The organism is Enterobacter asburiae (assembly GCF_001521715.1).
In the GTDB taxonomy this organism is placed as follows: domain Bacteria; phylum Pseudomonadota; class Gammaproteobacteria; order Enterobacterales; family Enterobacteriaceae; genus Enterobacter; species Enterobacter asburiae.
The window spans coordinates 3,077,769-3,096,458 of record NZ_CP011863.1; the positions used below are offsets into that span (position 1 = coordinate 3,077,769).

Here is an 18,690-nt window from a genome sequence, read left to right on the forward strand (position 1 = left end):
AACAAAACGGCAACATGCGTTGCCGTTTTTGGTGTTTGTTCCCTCTCCCTGTGGGAGAGGGGGTCGCCCACGCAGGCATTAGGTCAGGGTGAAGACATCAGGCCGCACGATCGTCCCTGTTCGCCATCACCTTCGGCGTGTTCACCTCAATCCAGTCCGCCAGCGCGGCGACCTTCTCGCTCACCTCAGTCCCCATCGGCGTCAGGCTATACTCTACGTGCGGCGGCACCACCGGATACGACACGCGATCGACAAACCCGTCCAGCTCCAGCGCCTGGAGTGACTGGGACAGCATCTTTTCGCTCACCCCGCCCATTTTACGGCGCAGATCGCTAAAGCGATGCGTTCCCTGGCGCAGGGCCAGCAGAATCAGGACACCCCAGCGGCTGGTCACGTGTTTGAGCACCTCGCGTGAAGGACACTGTTCCGCGAAAAGATTGCCATCGCGCATTTGTTCGCTGAGCGTCGGTATCGTTGTTTTCATACTTACCTTTTTGTACGTACTTACTAAAAGTTAGCTATGGTGCTAGTGTGCCACAACACCAGACAAACACGAAGGAGATTCATCATGATCGCGATTACCGGCGCTACCGGCCAGCTTGGCCATCTCGTTATCGAACAGCTTCTGAAAACCGTACCGGCGAGCCAGATTGTGGCCATCGTACGTAACCCGGCGAAAGCGCAGGCCTTAAGCCAGCAGGGAATTGTGGTTCGTCAGGCGGACTACACGGATGAAGCCGCATTCACCGCCGCGCTGAGCGGCGTGGATAAGCTGCTGCTGATCTCTTCCAGCGAAGTCGGCCAGCGCGCGACCCAGCACCAGAACGTGATTAACGCCGCCAAAACGGCTGGTGTGAAATTTATCGCCTACACCAGCCTGCTGCATGCGGACAACTCACCGCTGGGCCTGCACGTTGAACACGTTGCCACTGAAAAAGCGCTGGCGGCATCCGGCATTCCTTATGCCCTGCTGCGCAACGGCTGGTATACCGAAAACTATCTGGCGAGCGCGCCGCCTGCGCTGGAACACGGCGTGTTTATTGGTGCGGCAGGCGAAGGCAAAATTGCCTCTGCCACCCGTGCAGACTATGCCGCGGCAGCAGCGAATGTAATCGCAGAAGAGGGCCACGCGGGCAAGATCTATGAACTGGCGGGCGACCACGGCTGGACGCTGAGCGAACTGGCGGCAGAACTCAGCAAACAGAGCGGGAAGCCGGTAACCTATCAGAACCTCAGTGAAGCGGATTTTGCCGCCGCGCTGAAAAGCGTCGGCCTGCCTGCCGGGCTGGCAGATATGCTGGCGGACTCCGATGTGGGTGCGTCTAAAGGGGGACTTTTTGACGATAGCCATACGCTGAGCAGGTGATGCTGCCAACTTACTGATTTAGTGTATGATGGTGTTTTTGAGGTGCTCCAGTGGCTTCTGTTTCTATCAGCTGTCCCTCCTGTTCAGCTACTGACGGGGTGGTGCGTAACGGTAAAAGTACTGCCGGACATCAGCGCTATCTCTGCTCTCACTGCCGTAAAACATGGCAGTTACAGTTCACATACACCGCCTCTCAACCCGGTACGCACCAGAAAATCATTGATATGGCCATGAATGGCGTTGGATGCCGGGCAACCGCCCGCATTATGGGCGTTGGCCTCAACACGATTTTACGTCACTTAAAAAACTCAGGCCGCAGTCGGTAACCTCGCGCATACAGCCGGGCAGTGACGTCATCGTCTGCGCGGAAATGGACGAACAGTGGGGCTACGTCGGGGCTAAATCGCGCCAGCGCTGGCTGTTTTACGCGTATGACAGGCTCCGGAAGACGGTTGTTGCGCACGTATTCGGTGAACGCACTATGGCGACGCTGGGGCGTCTTATGAGCCTGCTGTCACCCTTTGACGTGGTGATATGGATGACGGATGGCTGGCCGCTGTATGAATCCCGCCTGAAGGGAAAGCTGCACGTAATCAGCAAGCGATATACGCAGCGAATTGAGCGGCATAACCTGAATCTGAGGCAGCACCTGGCACGGCTGGGACGGAAGTCGCTGTCGTTCTCAAAATCGGTGGAGCTGCATGATAAAGTCATCGGGCATTATCTGAACATAAAACACTATCAATAATTTGGAGTCATTACCGGATTTGTGTTATGCGAACGCATGCTAAGTTCCGGTCTCAGTCTTCCGATTGAAATGTGGAAAGCGGCAGCCAGTAGCTATTTAGCTGAGCAAAAAACAACATCCCACGCAGACACGCACAAACCGGAGAAGTCGCCCTTCAGGCTCTGTCGCCCGGAGAGTATTCTGAAGGTGAATACCATTGGCATAAACAGCGAGCCCATCCTGACGCACAGTGGCTTTAGCATTACCGCCGATACTACACTTGCCGCAGACAGGCACTATGACGTTATCTATCTTCCGGCCCTTTGGCGCAATCCTCGCGGCGTGGTCAGACAACAGCCTGAGCTCCTGGAATGGCTGACCGAGCAGGCCGCGCGAGGAACCCGCATTGCCGCCGTCGGAACGGGCTGCTGTTTTCTGGCGGAGTCGGGACTGCTCGACGGGAAACCCGCCACTACCCACTGGCACTACTTCAAACAATTCTCGCGCGACTACCCCGCCGTAAAATTACAAACAAAACATTTTCTCACTCAGGCCGATAATATTTACTGCGCCGCAAGCGTTAAGGCCCTGTCAGACCTGACGATCCATTTTATAGAAACGATATACGGGAAACGTGTAGCCACACATACTCAACGGACATTTTTCCATGAAATTCGTAGCCAGTTTGAACGCCAATGTTACAGTGAAGAAAACAAGCCCCATCCGGATGAAGATATTATTCAAATTCAAATCTGGATAAAAGCTAACTGCGCTTCGGATATATCCATGCAAAGTCTTGCAGATATGGCCGGCATGAGTTTGCGCAACTTTAATCGCCGCTTTAAAAATGCCACCGACATGTCTCCTCTGCAGTATTTATTAACCACCAGAATTGAATCCGCCATGACAATGCTGCAATCCACCAATCTTTCCATTCAGGAGATCGCGAATGCGGTTGGATATCAGGATATTGCGCACTTTAATCGCCAGTTTAAGCATAAAACAACGGTTTCACCGGGGGATTACCGTAAGACCGTCCGGGCAAAGATGTTTAGTGCATAAACGCCGGTCATCTCTGATAATGAAAAGATGATCACGAGGAGGCTCAACGTGCAAGGCGTACCGGAACAGTTTAATGATGAAAGAGACAGCGCGCGCTTTCGCCATCTGGCGCAGCTGCCGGGCCTGGAGCTTTATCACGCGCATATTTCTGACTACGCCTTTGAGCCTCACACCCATGAAGCCTTCGGGATCGGCACGATTGAAACCGGCGCCGAACGCTTTCGCTATCGCGGCACCCAGCATCTCGCGGCGGAAAAATCCGTCGTCACCATGAACCCGGACGAGATCCATACCGGCGAATCCGCCACCGAAGGCGGCTGGCGCTACCGGATGGTCTATATCGAACCCGACCTGCTGGAAGAGGTGACCGGCCTCCGGCACTGGTGGTTTAGCGATGTCACGCGTCATGACCCACTGCGCTCGCAGCAAATCGGCAGGCTGATTTACGGCCTGTGGCACACGGACGATCCGCTTGCGCAAAAAGGATTACTGCTGGATCTGATTGAGACCTTCCGGCCGCTGGCCCATCACGCGCCGGTGATTCAGGAAGGCGCGCACCGCTTCGAACGCGTGCGCGAGTATCTGCACGACAACTATATGCGCGCCCTGACGCTGGACGAGCTGGCCAGCGTCGTATCGCTCAGCCCGTACCATTTCCAGCGCCAGTTCAAAGCCCATTTTCACGTTACGCCGCACCAGATGCTGATGGCCATTCGCCTCTGGCGCGCCAAAGCGTTCCTCACCCACGGCATGCCCGCCGCCGAAGTGGCAGCCGCGACCGGGCTGACCGACCAGTCCCATTTAACCCGCGCGTTTACCCACCGCTACGGCATTACGCCCGTGCGCTACCAGAAGCAGGTCACCCGGCGCTAATGCGCAACCTCATACAATACGCGCGCATTTTGCCCTCCTACACTGCCTACAGCGTAAATACCTGTGGATGGAAAAATGATTAGTGGAGTGTTATATGCCCTGCTGGCCGGGATGATGTGGGGGCTGATTTTTGTCGGCCCGCTGATCGTGCCCGAGTATCCGGCAATACTGCAGTCGACCGGACGTTATCTGGCGCTGGGGCTGATTGCCCTGCCTCTGACGTGGCTGGGACGCGCGCGCCTGCGTCAGCTCAGCCGTCAGGACTGGGGTACCGCGCTGGCGCTGACCATGATGGGCAATCTTATCTACTACGTTTGCCTCGCGAGTGCCATTAAGCGTACCGGTGCGCCGATATCTACCATGATTATCGGCACGCTGCCGGTCGTTATCCCCGTCTTTGCTAACCTGCTCTACAGCCACCGCGATGGCAAACTGGCGTGGTCAAAAATGATACCGGCGCTGGTATGCACCGCCGTGGGGCTGGTATGCGTCAATATTGCCGAGCTGCGTCACGGGCATGCGGATGTTGACCTGTGGCGTTACGGTTCTGGTATTGTGCTGGCGTTCATTTCCGTGGCGTGCTGGGCGTGGTATGCCCTGCGCAACGCGCGCTGGCTGCGGGAGAACCCGGACAAGCACCCGATGATGTGGGCGACGGCGCAGGCGCTTGTCACGCTGCCCGTCTCGCTGGTGGGATATGCCGGGGCGTGCATCTGGTTAGGCCATCAACAGCCAGACTTCGCCCAGCCCTTCGGGCCAAGACCCTGGGTGTTTATCGGCCTGATGGTTGCGATTGCGGTGCTGTGCTCATGGGTGGGCGCGCTGTGCTGGAACATTGCCAGCCAGAAGCTGCCAACGGTGATTTTAGGGCCGCTGATTGTCTTCGAAACCCTGGCCGGACTGCTTTATACCTTCCTGATGCGTCAGAGCGTGCCGCCGCTATTTACGGCCTGCGGGATCGCGCTGCTGGTGGTGGGAGTGGTGATGGCGGTAAGAGCGAAGCCGGAAAAACCGAGGGTCGTTCCGGCGTCGGAGGTGTGAGCATTGCCCGGCGGCGCTGCGCTTGCAGGGCCTACAAAACCGTAGGCCCGGTAAGGCGTAACCGCCACCGGGCAAGTCCTTAAAACGTTTCCCAGTTCCCTTCAGACGCCGCCGCTGCGGGCTGCGCTTTTGGCACATAGGTTTTCACCGGCGCCGCTTTTACCGCCTGGTTGCGGGTGATTTTGAACACCGCCACCGCTTCGTTCAGGCGTGCAGCCTGATCTTCCAGCGCCGCCGCCGCGGCCGCGGACTCCTCTACCAGCGAGGCGTTCTGCTGGGTCACGCGGTCCATCTCGGCTACCGCCTGGCCTACCTGGTCAATACCGCGGCTCTGCTCGTCAGAGGCCGAGGCAATTTCGCCCATGATGTCGGTGACGCGGGTGACCGCATTAACGATCTCTGCCATCGTCTCCCCGGCTTCGTTAACCAGCTGGGAGCCCGCGTTCACGCGCTCGCCGGAATCATCGATCAGCGCTTTAATCTCTTTCGCCGCCTGGGCACTGCGCTGGGCGAGAGTACGCACTTCCCCAGCCACAACCGCGAAACCACGGCCCTGCTCGCCCGCGCGCGCCGCTTCCACCGCCGCGTTTAGCGCCAGGATGTTAGTCTGGAAGGCAATACCGTCGATCACGTTAGTAATTTGCGCGATTTTACTGGAACTGGTGGCGATTTCGTCCATTGTACGCACCACGCCTTCCACCACGTTACCGCCCTTCTTCGCCGTTGAGGAGGCGTCCAGCGCCAGACGGGAAGCCTGACGCGCGTTATCGGCGTTCTGCTTCACGGTTGCCGTCAGCTGTTCCATGCTGGCTGCCGTCTCTTCCAGAGACGCGGCCTGCTGCTCGGTACGGGAAGAGAGGTCATTACTGCCCGCAGAGATTTCGCCTGCACCGGTGTAAATCGTATCTGCGCCTTCACGCACCACGCCCACGGTGTTCGCCAGCGAGGTCTGCATCTCCTGAACGTTGCGCGCCAGGATAGCCATTTCGTTCTTACCTTCAGCCTGAATCGGCTGGGTTAAATCCCCTGCCGCAATAGCGCGAATATGGTTAATCACCTCTTCCAGAGGCAGCAGCAGCACGCGGCGCATGGCTACCCAGCTGGAGATAATCACCACAATCACCAGCAGCATAACCGCAGAGAGGATCCACAGGATGCGCCTGTAGTCGCTTTCATTGTCCTGGATGCCTTTATCGGTAAGCGTTGCCTGCGCTTCGCGCCATTCACGGTAAACCGTCTGCATCGCGTTTTGCTTTTGCTCTGCATTCTGCTTGAACATATCTTCCAGATTGCCCTGGCTCAGCAGAACGTTCATTTGCGTCAGCGTTGCAGAGTAAATGCGGTACTGCTCTTCCAGACGCTTGGCCAGGTTCTCGTCCAGGCCCGGCGTATTTGGCAGGGCATAGTATTTATCGTAATGGACCTGTGCATCGGCGAGCAGATTTTTCGCCGTGTTGACCAACTCATTAAGCTGCCCACCGTTAATCTGAGAGGCCATGCTGCTTTGCAGACGCAGCATCCCGCGGTTCAGCGTCACGCGCGCCTGGTTCAGACTGATCCACGCATCGGTAAACTCCGCCACGTTCTTGCTGGAAAGCTGCGACACGGTGAAGTTGTCTTTATCGTTATTCAGCGCGTTGATAAAGATACCGGCGGAAATCACTTGCATGATACCGAGCACAAGCAGCACCGAAATCAGAAGGGTAATGACTTTTATACGTTTAAACATGCGTTGCCTTTGTTATATGCAGGTTTGTCTGACGTGGATATATCGGCAGGCGCGGCGGGTTGTTTACTGTTTCTACACCTTTAAAAAGTTTCTAAACCACTTTCCTATGTCCATTCAGAGAGTTAAACGGGGTGTTTTTTGTGATCTGCTTCTCACTTTCCCCCTTGCCTCTAAAGGGTTATAGCGCTGGCTTAAAGATGCATTTAATATGCATCTTATATTATTGATGACGAGGTAACTGCTATGGCCTTTCGCGACCAACCCCTTGGCGAGCTGGCGCTCTCCATTCCTCGCGCTTCTGCGCTGTTTCGGAAATACGATATGGATTACTGCTGCGGCGGTAAGCAAACCCTGGCACGTGCGGCCTCGCGCAAAGAGCTGGACGTTGAGGTGATTGAAGCAGAGCTGGCGCTGCTGGCCGAGCAGCCCGTCGACAAAGACTGGCGAACCGCCCCGCTCGCTGAAATCATCGACCATATCATCGTCCGTTACCATGACCGCCACCGTGAACAGCTGCCGGAACTGATTCTGCAGGCAACCAAAGTTGAGCGCGTACATGCCGACAAACCTTCCGTACCGCGCGGCCTGGCGAAGTACCTGACCCTGCTGCACGAAGAGCTTTCCAGCCATATGATGAAAGAAGAGCAGATCCTCTTCCCGATGATAAAGCAGGGAATGGGAGGCCAGGCGATGGGGCCTATCAGCGTGATGGAAAGCGAGCACGATGATGCGGGTGAACTGCTGGAAGTGATCAAACACACCACCCACAACGTCACGCCGCCGCCAGAAGCGTGCACAACGTGGAAAGCGATGTACAACGGCATTAACGAAATGATCGACGACCTGATGGAACACATCAGTCTTGAGAACAACGTTCTGTTCCCGCGGGCATTAGCTGGGGAATAAAAAAGGCCGCTGCGGCCTGATGCCCTCACCCCGGCCCTCTCCCACGGGGAGAGGGTGCAAAAACTAAAAACGGCAACCGAAGTTGCCGTTTTGCTTTTACCTTATGCCTGCCATACGTTTCTTACCGATAAACACCCAGCCCAGCCCCAGCGCGATAAACCACAGCGGCGTGACGATGAGTGCCTGACGGGTATCATCTTCCAGCGTGAGCAGAACCAGCACGAAGACGAAGAACGCCATGCACACCCAGCACATCAGCTTGCCCAGCGGCATCTTGTAGATCGATTTTTCATGCAGGTGCGGGCGCTGCTTGCGGTACACCAGGTATGAACAGAGGATGATGGTCCAGACGAACATAAACAGGATCGCAGAGACCGTGGTGATCATAGTGAACGCGCCAATCACGCTTGGGTTCACGTAGAGCATCACCACGCCGCCCAGCAGGCACATGCAGGAGAAGGTCAACCCTTTTGCCGGTACCGCGCGCTTAGACAGCTTGGCGAACGCGCTCGGCGCCACGCCTTCCTGTGCCAGGCCAAACAGCATACGGCTGGTGGAGAACACGCCGCTGTTCGCGGAAGACGCCGCAGAGGTCAGCACCACGAAGTTAATCAGGCTCGCAGCGGCAGGCAGGCCTACCAGCACGAACAGCTCAACGAACGGGCTCTTGGTTGGCACCACGGAGCTCCACGGCGTCACGGACATAATGATGATCAGCGCAAAGACGTAGAACATGATGATACGCAGCGGAATAGAGTTAATCGCGCGCGGGAGAGACTTCTCGGGATCTTTGGTCTCCGCTGCCGTCGTGCCCACCAGCTCGATGCCCACAAAAGCAAATACCGCGATCTGGAAGCCGGCAAAGAAGCCGCTAATACCTTTCGGGAACCAGCCGCCGTCATTCCACAGATGGGTAAACGACGCCTGCACGCCCGTTGGCGACTGGAAGTGGGTGAGCACCATCACCAGACCCACGACGATAAGCCCGACAATCGCCACGATTTTGATCATCGCGAACCAGAACTCCATCTCACCGAACATTTTAACGGTGGCGAGGTTCAGGCTCAGCAGCAGAACAATGACCGCCAGCGAGGCGACCCAGTCCGACAGCCCCGGGAACCAGAACTGCGCGTAGGCGGTAATCGCCACGACGTCCGCCATACCGGTGACGACCCAGCAGAACCAGTAGGTCCAGCCGGTGAAATAGCCCGCCCATGGCCCGAGCAGGTCAGAAGCGAAGTCGCTAAAGGATTTGTATTCGAGGTTCGAGAGCAGCAATTCACCCATTGCACGCATCACGAAGAAGAGCATAAAACCGATGATCATATAAACGAAGATGATCGACGGCCCGGCGAGACTGATGGTTTTGCCTGACCCCATAAACAGCCCGGTACCGATGGCACCCCCAATCGCAATGAGCTGAATATGACGGTTTGTGAGATTGCGCCGTAGCGACTGTTCAGACGTCGCCTCTTCTGTAGCGGCGACTTTGACCTGATCTACCATGTAATTTTCCTGTTTATGCCTGTCTGTGTTGTTAAGGCTCTTCTGGCCTTTAAAAACGTCAAAAAAATGACGGTCCCTTTGTAAGGGTTTATCGATATTAGGTAAGAATCGGCGGGATGAATACTATGATTTAGATATTATGTTAATAATATGTTGAAAGTGAGTGTCATATCACTCATACAGCGCGAAACAGCTCACAAAAATACACGCAACAGTTTCGTTTGCAAGATAAAATATTGATTACGTCGTAACTATAGGTTTTAACACTATTTTCCTCTCCCCAACCGGGGAGAGGAAATAAGAAAAGTCGATTACAGAATTTCCAGCAGCTCGACTTCAAAGACCAGGGTGCTGAATGGCGGAATGGACGCGCCAGCGCCGCGCTCGCCGTAGGCCAGGTTATGCGGGATAGTCAGTTCCCATTTGGAACCCACTGGCATCAGGGTCAGAGCTTCGATCCAGCCTGCGATCACGCCGTTGACCGGGAACTCAGCCGGTTCACCGCGCGCCACGGAGCTGTCGAACACGGTACCATCGATCAGTTTACCGGTGTAATGCACGCGAACGTGGTCGGTACGCGCCGGGATTGCGCCGTCGCCCTGATTGATCACGCGGAACTGCAGACCGGATTCGGTGCTGTTCACGCCTTCACGCTCACGGTTCTCTTCCAGATATTTCACACCTTCGGCCGCCATCTCTTCGAAGCGCGCGCGACGCACGGCGTCAGCACGTTCGTGGATTTCACGCAGCGCACGGTGCACAACGTCTACCGGAACGGCAGGCTGTTTGCCTTCCAGCGCGTCAGCGATACCCGCCACCAGCGCTTCTGGTAACAGACCTTCCAGGCCGGATTCGCTCAGCTGCTGTCCTACCTGCAAGCCGATACCGTAACTTGCCTGCGCTTCGATAGTGTCAAAAGTCGGGGTGGTCATGGGTTTTCCTTCCATCACATTTAAAGTAGCGGGCAGCATATCAGCCATGCCCTTATGGGTAAAACTTTGTCTGAAGTTAAGGTGACAAACCGCGACGAAACAGAAACAATAGAGATAACCAGGATTAATCCCGAACTGATGTCACGGATGTCGGGTTTACTACGCCGTTCAGGCAGTTAGCAAACTATACTTCGGGGCACAGGATAAAAAATACGCGGAGCAGGAGGAGTGCCATGCCCGGGCGATTTGAACTGAAACCTACCCTGGCGAAAATCTGGCAGGCGCCGGACAATTTTCGCATCATGGACCCGCTGCCTCCTCTGCATCGCAGAGGGATCATCATTGGCGCGCTGATGGTGATCGTGGGCTTCCTGCTTCCTTCCGGGGGCGATGATATTGATACCGCACCCGTCACCCGCAATGCCCAACTGGACATTCAGTCGCAGACGCGGCCGCAGCCTGACGCACAGCCGATGCAGACGCAGCTCGTCACCCCGTCTAACGATCCGGGTCAGGTCGCGCCGGTTGAGCCAGAGCCCATTCAGGATGAGCAGCCGCAGGATCAAGCCGCCGCCCCGTCTCAGCCTCAGACGCAACAGCCTACCGGTATTGAGCAACAGTGGCGTTCCTATCGCGTAGAGCCGGGTAAAACTCTGGCACAGCTGTTCCGCGACCACAACCTGCCGCCAACCGACGTGTATGCCATGGCGAAGGTGGAAGGTGCGGGTAAACCGCTCAGTAACCTGCAGAATGGTCAGATGGTACAGATTCGCCAGAATGCCAGCGGGGTGGTGACAGGGTTAACGATTGATACGGGAAGTGGACAACAGGTACTGTTTACCCGCCAGCCAGACGGCAGTTTCATCAGGGCGCGTTAAGACCCGGATCTGTAAAAAGCAAAACGCCGGCACAAGGCCGGCGTTTCAACGTGAGCAGAGTAAAAAATTACTCAGCTACAACGTTAACAACCAGTTTAGCGAACACTTCGCTGTGAACCTGGAAGTCAACTTCGTGCTCACCAGTGGTACGCAGAACGCCGTTCGGCAGACGAACTTCGCTCTTAGCCACTTTAACGCCTGCTGCAGAAACTGCATCAGCGATATCGCGGGTACCGATGGAACCGAACAGTTTACCTTCGTCGCCAGATTTAGACGCGATGGTAACGGTGCCCAGTGCGTTGATTGCTTCAGCGCGAGCATTAGCAGCCGCCAGAACGTCAGCCAGTTTGGCTTCCAGTTCAGCGCGACGTGCTTCGAAAAACTCTACGTTTTTCTTGGTAGCTGGAACAGCTTTACCCTGTGGAACCAGGAAGTTACGTGCGTAACCCGCTTTAACGTTAACCTGATCACCCAGGCTGCCCAGGTTTGCTACTTTATCAAGCAGAATAACTTGCATTACCTTATCCTCTTAAAGTCGTATTAATGGACCGTGCCCGATTACTGATGACGATCAGTGTACGGCAGCAGGGACAGGTAGCGAGCGCGTTTGATAGCGCGAGCCAGCTGACGCTGGTATTTTGCACGAGTACCGGTGATACGGCTTGGGACAATCTTACCGCTTTCGGTGATGTAGTTTTTCAGCGTTGCGATATCTTTATAGTCGATCTCTTGAACGCCTTCCGCGGTGAAACGGCAGAACTTGCGACGACGGAAATAACGTGCCATATGGCTAGTCTCCAGAATCTATCAAATCAATCTGCTCGGCATGCAGAACCATTTTGCTCAGGCCGTTCTTTGCCTTGTGGCAAGAGATGAACCCCTGAACGATTACTGCGCTACCGACCGTTAAACTGTGAGTAATGGCCTGGTTTTCGTGTCCGCTAATAATAACGGGCATTTGGCACCACGCCTGCCGGTGAAACCCGGCTTCCTCTTGCACAGAACGATGCTCAAGCACGAACTGGCAATGCGGAATTCCTGATGGACTGACCTTTCGAAGGGGAGCCCTGCATACGATGCCGGACAACGCCAGACGGTTGGTCATCAGAAATTACTCTTCAGAATCCCCAGCATCAGAATCATCTGCGGTTTCGTTTGCGAAATCATCGCGACGCTCACGGCGCTCGTCTTTCGCTTTAACCATCGGAGATGCTTCGGTAACTGCGTTTTTGGTACGCATAACCATGCTGCGGATAACGGCATCGTTGAAGCGGAAGGTAGTTTCCAGCTCATCGATCACTTCCTGCGGCGCTTCAACGTTCATCAGAACGTAGTGTGCTTTGTGCAGTTTGTTGATCGGGTAAGCCAGCTGACGGCGGCCCCAGTCTTCCAGACGGTGGATCGTACCTTCTGCACCAGTGATGGCAGCAGAGTAACGCTCGATCATACCCGGAACCTGTTCGCTCTGGTCAGGATGGACCATAAAAACGATTTCGTAATGACGCATCGAATTGCTCCTTACGGATTATTCAGCCTCCTGTCTGGGTCAGCCGAGGCCCGGGGAGGCAAGGAACGTGTTAAAGGTCGGCTGAAAAATTGACGCGTCATAATACTTGTGCGCCCCTGGAAACTCAAGCTGATTGCACAAATAATTCGCACAAAGCGCGAAGCGGGTCTAAGTGGGTGATTTAAAATTGGTCACACCCGGAAGCGTTGTTTTTTTGAACAACTGCATCAGAAATGGTCACGCATCCCCGCCGGATGAGTGATTACACTTTAATCAGAGATCGACTGAATTAAAGAAGGAGCATCCCCCCTCTCGCAGCACGTAGTCGTGGAGCGCATATCATGAAAAAAATCGCATTAGCCATAATGGCGGCGCTTTTGCTCAGTGCAAACGCGATGGCAGCCATCAAGATAGACAGCCGACAGGCCAGAAACATGGATGATGTGCAAAGCTTGGGCGTAATTTACATCAATCATAATTTCGCCACGGAAAGTGAAGCAGATCAGGCATTAAACGCAGAAACCGATGCGCAGGGCGCAACCTATTACCACGTGATGTTAACCCGTGAGCCCGGCAGCAACGGCAACATGCACGCCAGTGCAGATATTTACCGATAACGCTTTAACGCTAGCACCAGGAAAGCCAACAACGAGAACATAGCCATACATGACGTTGCCCCCTGCCCGGGGGCTTTTTTTTGTGAATGGCTCCGGAATACTACCGGTCAAATAGCCCCTCAAAGATCCTCCACAAGCGGGAAGATAAGGACATCAAAGTCCTGCGCGTTTACAGGTGCTGGCGGAAAAACGCCACCGTGGCGTCCAGCGCCGTTGGCGTAATGCGGTGGCGGACGCCCGGTTCCCACAGGCAGGTCAGATTACCGTCCAGCCCTTCATTCATTAACGCCTGCTGCAGACGGAAGGTTCCCTCGGGCGGGACCACATCATCCGCGTCACCGTGCCACAGCAGCAGCGGGCGATCGGCCACGCGCGGCAATGCCCTGGCCACGTCCCACTCTGTCAGCGTCGCGATCATTTCCGTTAAATCCTGAGGGGGGAAAAGGGTCTTCGCCAGTGAAGTAAAATAACCCGAGCCCATCAGACAGGCGACAGACTTCACTTCAGGATGATGCGTCATAATCCCCAGCGCCGTCATACCGCCCATCGATGCCCCGGCTACCGCCAGACGATTGTCGGCCACCAGCCCTGCCTCATAAAGCGCATCGCGCAGCCCGGCAAACTCGGTCAGACTCCCGTGCAGAATCTGCCAGAACTGCCCCAGCCGCGCCTGTTCATTACCCGTAAAGCGTGCGCCGTGGTCGGGTGCATCTGGCATCACCACGCGAAAACCCGCCTGCGCCAGCGCTACCGCAAAATAACTGTAAACCAGCTTCGATGAGGTAAACCCATGATAAAAAACCACAACAGGCAGCGGTTTATCACGTTTACCCGCTGGCATCGCGTGTAAAATTTCATGGTCGCCGAGGTGGCGTATTTCAATTTCAATCATTGTCGACCCTGTGCGAATCTATGATTCATAATGTTGAGAACTGGGTTACGCTTTCGCGTCATTTTCATTCGAAATATACGTACCAGATAACACTTCGGGAACATTCCCCCAAAACTAAATTCACAGACAACTACACTATGGCTATCAGGAAACGAGATATGGTTATGCGCAGGTTTGCTGCTTTATTGCTGGTGTTTCTGCTGAGTGGCTGTAGCGCGCTGCAGGGAACGCCGCAACCCGCTCCACCGGTCGCCGATCATCCACAGGAGATTCGTCGTAATCAGACGGAAGGATTACAACGAATGGGTACCATCTCCGCGCTGGTTCGCGGCTCTCCGGATGACGCAGAATCGGCAATAAAAGCACAGGCCGTCGCCGCCAAAGCAGATTATTACGTCATCATTATGATCGACGAAACCATCATAACGGGACAGTGGTATTCACAGGCCATTTTGTACCGTAAATAATGGTTTTCCTTTGAACGAGATTTACACTGCTTTGCGTCCATAGACATTTTCCTGTCCACAATAAACTCCACGACCGCATCAATGGAAGGGAGTTTATTAGCGAAGGATTGCCCGGCGGATACCGGATATATGTGAAATGGAGCTGACGATGAAACGAACTCTTGCTTTGACCTCACTGTTGCTCTCAGCAGGCCTGCTGAGCACCACCGCGCAGTCAGCAGAATTCGCCAGTGCTGATTGCGTGACTGGCCTGAATGAAATTGGCCAGATCTCCGTGAATAATATCTCGGGGAGCCCGCAAGACGTTGAACGTGTCGTGGCATTAAAGGCCGATGAGCAGGGTGCTTCATGGTATCGCATCATCCAGATGCAGGAAGATAACCATATCGATCGCTGGCGGGTACAGGCCATTCTCTACGTGTAAACTCCCTCCTGATAAAAGCCACTTACTTTTAGTGGCTTTTCGTTTTTGCAAATTTTTTATCTTATATAAAACCAATAAAGAACAATTAAATAACACTTTGTTACATTAAAACAGTAAACGTAATCCCCGCTCTGCCGTTGAAGAACCATAACTTTTCAATGATGAGCAATTTATGATCAACTTTTTCCGCCGTGCGGGCCTGGGGTCGAAACTCTCGCTGCTAACTGGCGTCAGTGTCGCCATGCTGTTTCTGCTATTCACTTTTCTGCTCAGCCAAAAAGCCAGCCAGCAGCTTGAAGCCCTTGCGGTAGAAGATCTGCATAATCAGTCCACCGGCATGGTCGACATGGTGCAGATGTTTAATACCAGCCTGAGTGAAGAGGTTGAGAGCTATACCCGTCTGTTTACCACCTTTTTACCGCAGCCCCTGAACATTGATACTTCCCAAACCCGGACGATTAACGGGCTCAGCGTTCCGCTTCTGAAAGGCGGAGACACCGGGCTGCATGAAAATAACACCCTTTCGGACGAGTTCCTGAACCGTACGGGAGCCATTTCGACGCTGTTTGTACGCAGCGGTAACGACTTTGTTCGCGTAGCCACTTCCCTGCGCAAAGAGAATGGCGATCGGGCAATGGGTACCGTTCTGGATAACGCCAGCCCGGCCTTTGCTGCCGTCAACAAAGGTGAAGTCTACCGCGGCCTGGCGCTGCTGTTCGGCAAACGCTACATCACCCAGTACCAGCCCGTTAAAAACGCCGAAGGGCAGGTCATTGCGATCGTCTTTGTCGGGGTGGACATCACCCACTCCTGGAACGTCATGCGCGAGAAAATCCTCAACCGCCGCCTGGGCGAGAGCGGTCACTTCTTCGTGCTGGATCGCAGCAACGGCAAAACGCGCGGGCAATACCTGTTCCATGCCAGCGAAGAAGGAAAACTGCCGAAGTGGGACGGCGCAACGCAGCAGCAGCTTCTGGGTGACAAACCCGGCACGCTGGAGCGTACAAACGACGACGGCAGGACGCTGAAAATGGCCTATACCCCGCTGCCGGGCTGGAACTGGACTATCGTGGGCGAAGTGGATAAATCGGTGCTGCTCTCAAGCGTTACCGCCATGCGCGATCGCTTCCTGCTGGCCGGCGTGGTCTTATCCATCCTTTTCGCTGGCCTGTTCGTGGTCCTGATTCGCCGGATGCTGACCCGACCGCTGCGCAATGTGATCCACCTTGCCCGGCAATATGCCGCAGGGGATCTCCGTTCCAGCCTGCCCGTGACCCGCCAGGATGAAGTCGGCCAGCTGATCGATGCTATCAACGGCATCGGCGGCGGCCTGCAAAAAATTGTCCTGCAGGTTCGTGAGGCAGCAGGCGAGATCCATTTGGGCACCAATGCGCTGGCCGCCGACACCGGCGAGATTTCAGAGCAGATCAACAAGCAGGCCAGCAGCGTGGAAGAGACGTCTGCCAGTATGGAGCAGCTGGCCGCCACCGTTCAGCAAAATGCCGCCAACATGGAGCAAACGCAGCAGCTGGTGGGCGAAACCTCGCTCGCGGTCCATCAGGGTGGTGAGACGGTCACCCACGCGGTGTCGACCATGGACGACATTCGCGAAGCGTCAAAACGCATCGAAGACATCACGCGCGTGATCGAATCCATCGCTTTCCAGACCAACATTCTGGCGCTGAATGCGGCAGTGGAAGCGGCCCGCGCAGGCGAGCACGGAAAAGGGTTTGCAGTTGTCGCGCAGGAAGTTCGCGCGCTGGCGGGACGCAGCGCTAACGCGGTGAAGGAGATTGAACAGCTAATTGGCGATACGCTCAGAAAAGTGAGTGAGGGTCATGCGCTGTCTGAACAGACGCGCCTGGCGATGGATGACATCATCATTCATATCGATAACATCAGCCAGCTGGTCACCGAGATTAACCATGCCTCACGCGAGCAGTCCGCCGGGATCGGCCAGGTGAACCTCGCCATGACCCATATTGGCGAAGCGTCGCATATCAATGCCGATCGCATCTCACGCAGCGAGCAAACGGCTCAAACGCTGCGCGAGAAGGGTTCACACCTGACTCAGCTGGTGAGTCTGTTCCAGCTAAAAGGCTAGCCAACTCTGCCCGTCGCACGCAGCAGCAGGTCGCTTTGCACCTGCTCGCTCATCAGCGTACCGCCACGGGTGTCCAGCATCATGCGGCACCACGCCTGCGCCACCGGGGGCGATGCGTGCCGCAGCATCTGGCTTCCGGTACCCAGCAAGAAAAGCTGCTGCGCGATCTCCCGGCCCTGCGCCTCCTGAGGTTTACGCAGTTTTTGCTGAAGCTGTCGCCAGCCGCGGTCGAAGTGTCTGTCCTGCCCTTTCACCTGCGCAAACTCGTCGGCAAGCAGGTCGTGAATACCCGGCAGCTTCGCCAGCACGCGCAGCACGTCCAGGCACATGATATTTCCCGATCCTTCCCAAATACTGTTCACCGGCATCTCGCGGTACAGGCGGGGAAGTTCGCTCTCTTCGCAGTATCCAATCCCGCCCAGCACCTCCATCGCCTCAGCGACAAACGGGATGCCCGCTTTACAGACGCTAAATTTCGCCGCCGGGGTAAACAGCCTAGCCCATGCGGCCTCCTGCGGATCGGCACGCTTGTCCCACGCCCGGGCCAGGCGGAACAGCAGCGCCGTGTGCCCCTCCAGCACCAGCGCCATCCGGCTTAGCACTTCGCGCATTAACGGCTGATCGATGAGATTTTTGCCGAAGGTTTGACGCTGATGGGCATGGTACAGCGCCACCGAAAGCGCCCGACGCATCAGTCCGTGGCTGCCCAGCGCGCAGTCAAAGCGCGTCAGCCCGCCCATTTTGAGGATCTGCCGTACCCCTTCACCCTCTTCCCCCAGCAGCCAGCCAGAGGCATCAAGGAACTCCGCCTCGCTGCTGGCGTTGGAGCGGTTTCCGAGCTTGTCCTTGAGGCGCTCAAGACGCACGGCGTTGCGCTGTCCGTCAGGCAAAAAGCGCGGCACAAAAAAGCAGGATAGCCCGCCCTTCGCCTGGGCCAGCACCAGATGCGCATCGCTTTGCGGGACGGAGAAAAACCATTTGTGCCCCACTAGCCTGTAGCTACCGTCGCTGCATTTTTCCGCTTTGGTGGTGTTGCTGAGCACGTCCGAGCCGCCCTGCTTTTCCGTCATTCCCATACCGATCAGCAGGCCGCGCTTTTGCGCACCGGGGGCCAGATGCGGATCGTAACGATCGCTGAGCAGCGGCGTCAGCCAGTCGTGAAATGCTTTGGGGAGCGCCTGCTGCAGCAGCGGCGTGGCGGCGAACGTCATGGTGACCGGGCAAAGCGTGCCCGCCTCCACCTGAGCATGAAGCACAAAGCGTGCGGCCCGAGCGACAAACGACCCTTTACGCGCTTCCTCTTCCCACGCCAGGTTATGCACGCGGTTGGCGCAAAGCCCCTGCATCAGCAGATGCCATGCCGGATGAAAACGCACGTCGTCCAGCCGCTCTCCGGTGGCGTCATAGCGTAACAGCTCGGGCGGGTTGACGTTTGCCAACCGGCCCAGCTCCAGCGACTCCGCGGTGCCTAACTGCTGTCCGATGCTGGCGAGCAGCTCAATATCCCACTCGGCCCCTTCACGCGCGACCGCATCGCGCAGGGCGCAGTCCGAGAGGAAAAGGTTGCTGTTGGAAAGCGGTGCAGGTTGATTGAAAACGGTATGGGTCTGCCAGTGCATGCTGTCTCCCTCCTTCAGTGGCAATGACGATAAGTATGGA

General features: G+C 55.8%; 21 protein-coding genes. 11 read left to right on the forward strand and 10 right to left on the reverse strand.

The genetic code is table 11. From position 1 onward, the window contains the following. Positions 1 to 97 precede the first annotated feature (97 nt). On the reverse strand, positions 98 to 484 hold the full coding sequence (locus ACJ69_RS14860) for a winged helix-turn-helix transcriptional regulator (RefSeq protein ID WP_029741950.1): 387 nt from the start codon (positions 482 to 484) through the stop codon (positions 98 to 100). Positions 485 to 568: 84 nt separating this feature from the next. Between ACJ69_RS14860 and ACJ69_RS14865 the strand changes: the two genes are divergently transcribed. From ACJ69_RS14865 to ACJ69_RS14885, 5 genes are all read left to right on the forward strand, one after another. Beyond that, positions 569 to 1,366 carry an SDR family oxidoreductase gene (locus tag ACJ69_RS14865; RefSeq protein WP_059347260.1) on the forward strand — a complete coding sequence of 266 codons (798 nt, stop codon included), beginning with the start codon at positions 569 to 571 and terminating at the stop codon, positions 1,364 to 1,366. A gap of 50 nt (positions 1,367 to 1,416) precedes the next feature. Continuing rightward, positions 1,417 to 2,114, forward strand: a protein-coding gene (locus ACJ69_RS14870) for an IS1-like element IS1A family transposase (RefSeq protein ID WP_103215986.1) whose coding sequence is annotated in 2 segments (ribosomal slippage) — positions 1,417 to 1,666 and positions 1,666 to 2,114 — 699 coding nt in all. Because the reading frame shifts where the segments join, the coding sequence is not laid out codon by codon here. A gap of 36 nt (positions 2,115 to 2,150) precedes the next feature. Next, positions 2,151 to 3,155: a GlxA family transcriptional regulator gene (locus tag ACJ69_RS14875; protein WP_071886575.1), complete on the forward strand. Its 1,005-nt coding sequence runs from the start codon at positions 2,151 to 2,153 to the stop codon at positions 3,153 to 3,155. 48 nt (positions 3,156 to 3,203) lie between these two features. Then, the gene (locus ACJ69_RS14880; RefSeq protein ID WP_023310154.1) at positions 3,204 to 4,028 is read left to right on the forward strand and encodes an AraC family transcriptional regulator; all 825 of its coding nucleotides are present in this window, start codon (positions 3,204 to 3,206) and stop codon (positions 4,026 to 4,028) included. 75 nt (positions 4,029 to 4,103) lie between these two features. Further along, positions 4,104 to 5,069, forward strand: coding sequence for a DMT family transporter (locus ACJ69_RS14885; RefSeq protein ID WP_059347261.1), 966 nt, complete (start codon positions 4,104 to 4,106; stop codon positions 5,067 to 5,069). Between the two features lie 79 nt (positions 5,070 to 5,148). Here ACJ69_RS14885 and ACJ69_RS14890 read toward each other — a convergent pair whose 3' ends face one another. Then, a complete protein-coding gene (locus ACJ69_RS14890; protein WP_047646486.1) occupies positions 5,149 to 6,798 on the reverse strand; it encodes a methyl-accepting chemotaxis protein in 1,650 nt (549 codons plus the stop codon). Positions 6,799 to 7,041: 243 nt separating this feature from the next. On the opposite strand from ACJ69_RS14890, the gene ytfE reads away from it, so the two are divergent. Beyond that, a complete protein-coding gene (ytfE, locus tag ACJ69_RS14895; RefSeq protein ID WP_054829815.1) occupies positions 7,042 to 7,704 on the forward strand; it encodes an iron-sulfur cluster repair protein YtfE in 663 nt (220 codons plus the stop codon). A gap of 96 nt (positions 7,705 to 7,800) precedes the next feature. Here ytfE and cycA read toward each other — a convergent pair whose 3' ends face one another. Next, the gene (gene cycA / locus ACJ69_RS14900) at positions 7,801 to 9,210 is read right to left on the reverse strand and encodes a D-serine/D-alanine/glycine transporter (RefSeq protein WP_029740380.1); all 1,410 of its coding nucleotides are present in this window, start codon (positions 9,208 to 9,210) and stop codon (positions 7,801 to 7,803) included. A gap of 311 nt (positions 9,211 to 9,521) precedes the next feature. After that, positions 9,522 to 10,142 carry an FKBP-type peptidyl-prolyl cis-trans isomerase gene (gene fklB / locus ACJ69_RS14905; RefSeq protein ID WP_008502892.1) on the reverse strand — a complete coding sequence of 207 codons (621 nt, stop codon included), beginning with the start codon at positions 10,140 to 10,142 and terminating at the stop codon, positions 9,522 to 9,524. Positions 10,143 to 10,375: 233 nt separating this feature from the next. Here fklB and ACJ69_RS14910 point away from each other — a divergent pair, with 233 nt between their 5' ends. Continuing rightward, on the forward strand, positions 10,376 to 11,020 hold the full coding sequence (locus ACJ69_RS14910) for an OapA family protein (protein ID WP_059347262.1): 645 nt from the start codon (positions 10,376 to 10,378) through the stop codon (positions 11,018 to 11,020). Positions 11,021 to 11,087: 67 nt separating this feature from the next. Here ACJ69_RS14910 and rplI read toward each other — a convergent pair whose 3' ends face one another. From rplI to rpsF, 4 genes are read right to left on the reverse strand one after another with little or no spacing between them, the layout of a single operon-like run. Beyond that, positions 11,088 to 11,537, reverse strand: coding sequence for a 50S ribosomal protein L9 (gene rplI / locus ACJ69_RS14915; RefSeq protein ID WP_023310148.1), 450 nt, complete (start codon positions 11,535 to 11,537; stop codon positions 11,088 to 11,090). Positions 11,538 to 11,578: 41 nt separating this feature from the next. Continuing rightward, positions 11,579 to 11,806 carry a 30S ribosomal protein S18 gene (rpsR, locus tag ACJ69_RS14920; protein WP_000135199.1) on the reverse strand — a complete coding sequence of 76 codons (228 nt, stop codon included), beginning with the start codon at positions 11,804 to 11,806 and terminating at the stop codon, positions 11,579 to 11,581. Between the two features lie 4 nt (positions 11,807 to 11,810). After that, a complete protein-coding gene (gene priB / locus ACJ69_RS14925; protein WP_008502895.1) occupies positions 11,811 to 12,125 on the reverse strand; it encodes a primosomal replication protein N in 315 nt (104 codons plus the stop codon). 6 nt (positions 12,126 to 12,131) lie between these two features. Then, on the reverse strand, positions 12,132 to 12,527 hold the full coding sequence (gene rpsF, locus ACJ69_RS14930; RefSeq protein ID WP_014068637.1) for a 30S ribosomal protein S6: 396 nt from the start codon (positions 12,525 to 12,527) through the stop codon (positions 12,132 to 12,134). Positions 12,528 to 12,868: 341 nt separating this feature from the next. Here rpsF and yjfY point away from each other — a divergent pair, with 341 nt between their 5' ends. Beyond that, complete coding sequence (yjfY, locus tag ACJ69_RS14935) at positions 12,869 to 13,144, forward strand: DUF1471 family protein YjfY (RefSeq protein WP_029740378.1); 276 nt, start codon at positions 12,869 to 12,871, stop codon at positions 13,142 to 13,144. Positions 13,145 to 13,313: 169 nt separating this feature from the next. Here the strand turns inward: yjfY and yjfP are convergent, their stop codons facing one another. Next, positions 13,314 to 14,036 (reverse strand): esterase, encoded by a 723-nt coding sequence (gene yjfP, locus ACJ69_RS14940; RefSeq protein ID WP_059347263.1) that lies wholly within the window; start codon positions 14,034 to 14,036, stop codon positions 13,314 to 13,316. Between the two features lie 137 nt (positions 14,037 to 14,173). On the opposite strand from yjfP, the gene bsmA reads away from it, so the two are divergent. From bsmA to ACJ69_RS14955, 3 genes are all read left to right on the forward strand, one after another. Beyond that, positions 14,174 to 14,503 carry a biofilm peroxide resistance protein BsmA gene (gene bsmA, locus ACJ69_RS14945; RefSeq protein ID WP_029740376.1) on the forward strand — a complete coding sequence of 110 codons (330 nt, stop codon included), beginning with the start codon at positions 14,174 to 14,176 and terminating at the stop codon, positions 14,501 to 14,503. 136 nt (positions 14,504 to 14,639) lie between these two features. Then, positions 14,640 to 14,927, forward strand: a complete 288-nt coding sequence (yjfN, locus tag ACJ69_RS14950) for a DUF1471 family protease activator YjfN (protein WP_032665074.1) — start codon at positions 14,640 to 14,642, stop codon at positions 14,925 to 14,927. A gap of 172 nt (positions 14,928 to 15,099) precedes the next feature. Beyond that, a complete protein-coding gene (locus tag ACJ69_RS14955) occupies positions 15,100 to 17,031 on the forward strand; it encodes a methyl-accepting chemotaxis protein (RefSeq protein ID WP_059347264.1) in 1,932 nt (643 codons plus the stop codon). Here the strand turns inward: ACJ69_RS14955 and ACJ69_RS14960 are convergent. Beyond that, positions 17,028 to 18,650 (reverse strand): isovaleryl-CoA dehydrogenase, encoded by a 1,623-nt coding sequence (locus ACJ69_RS14960; protein ID WP_054829814.1) that lies wholly within the window; start codon positions 18,648 to 18,650, stop codon positions 17,028 to 17,030. The genes ACJ69_RS14955 and ACJ69_RS14960 overlap by 4 nt on opposite strands. Between the last annotated feature and the right edge of the window lie 40 nt (positions 18,651 to 18,690).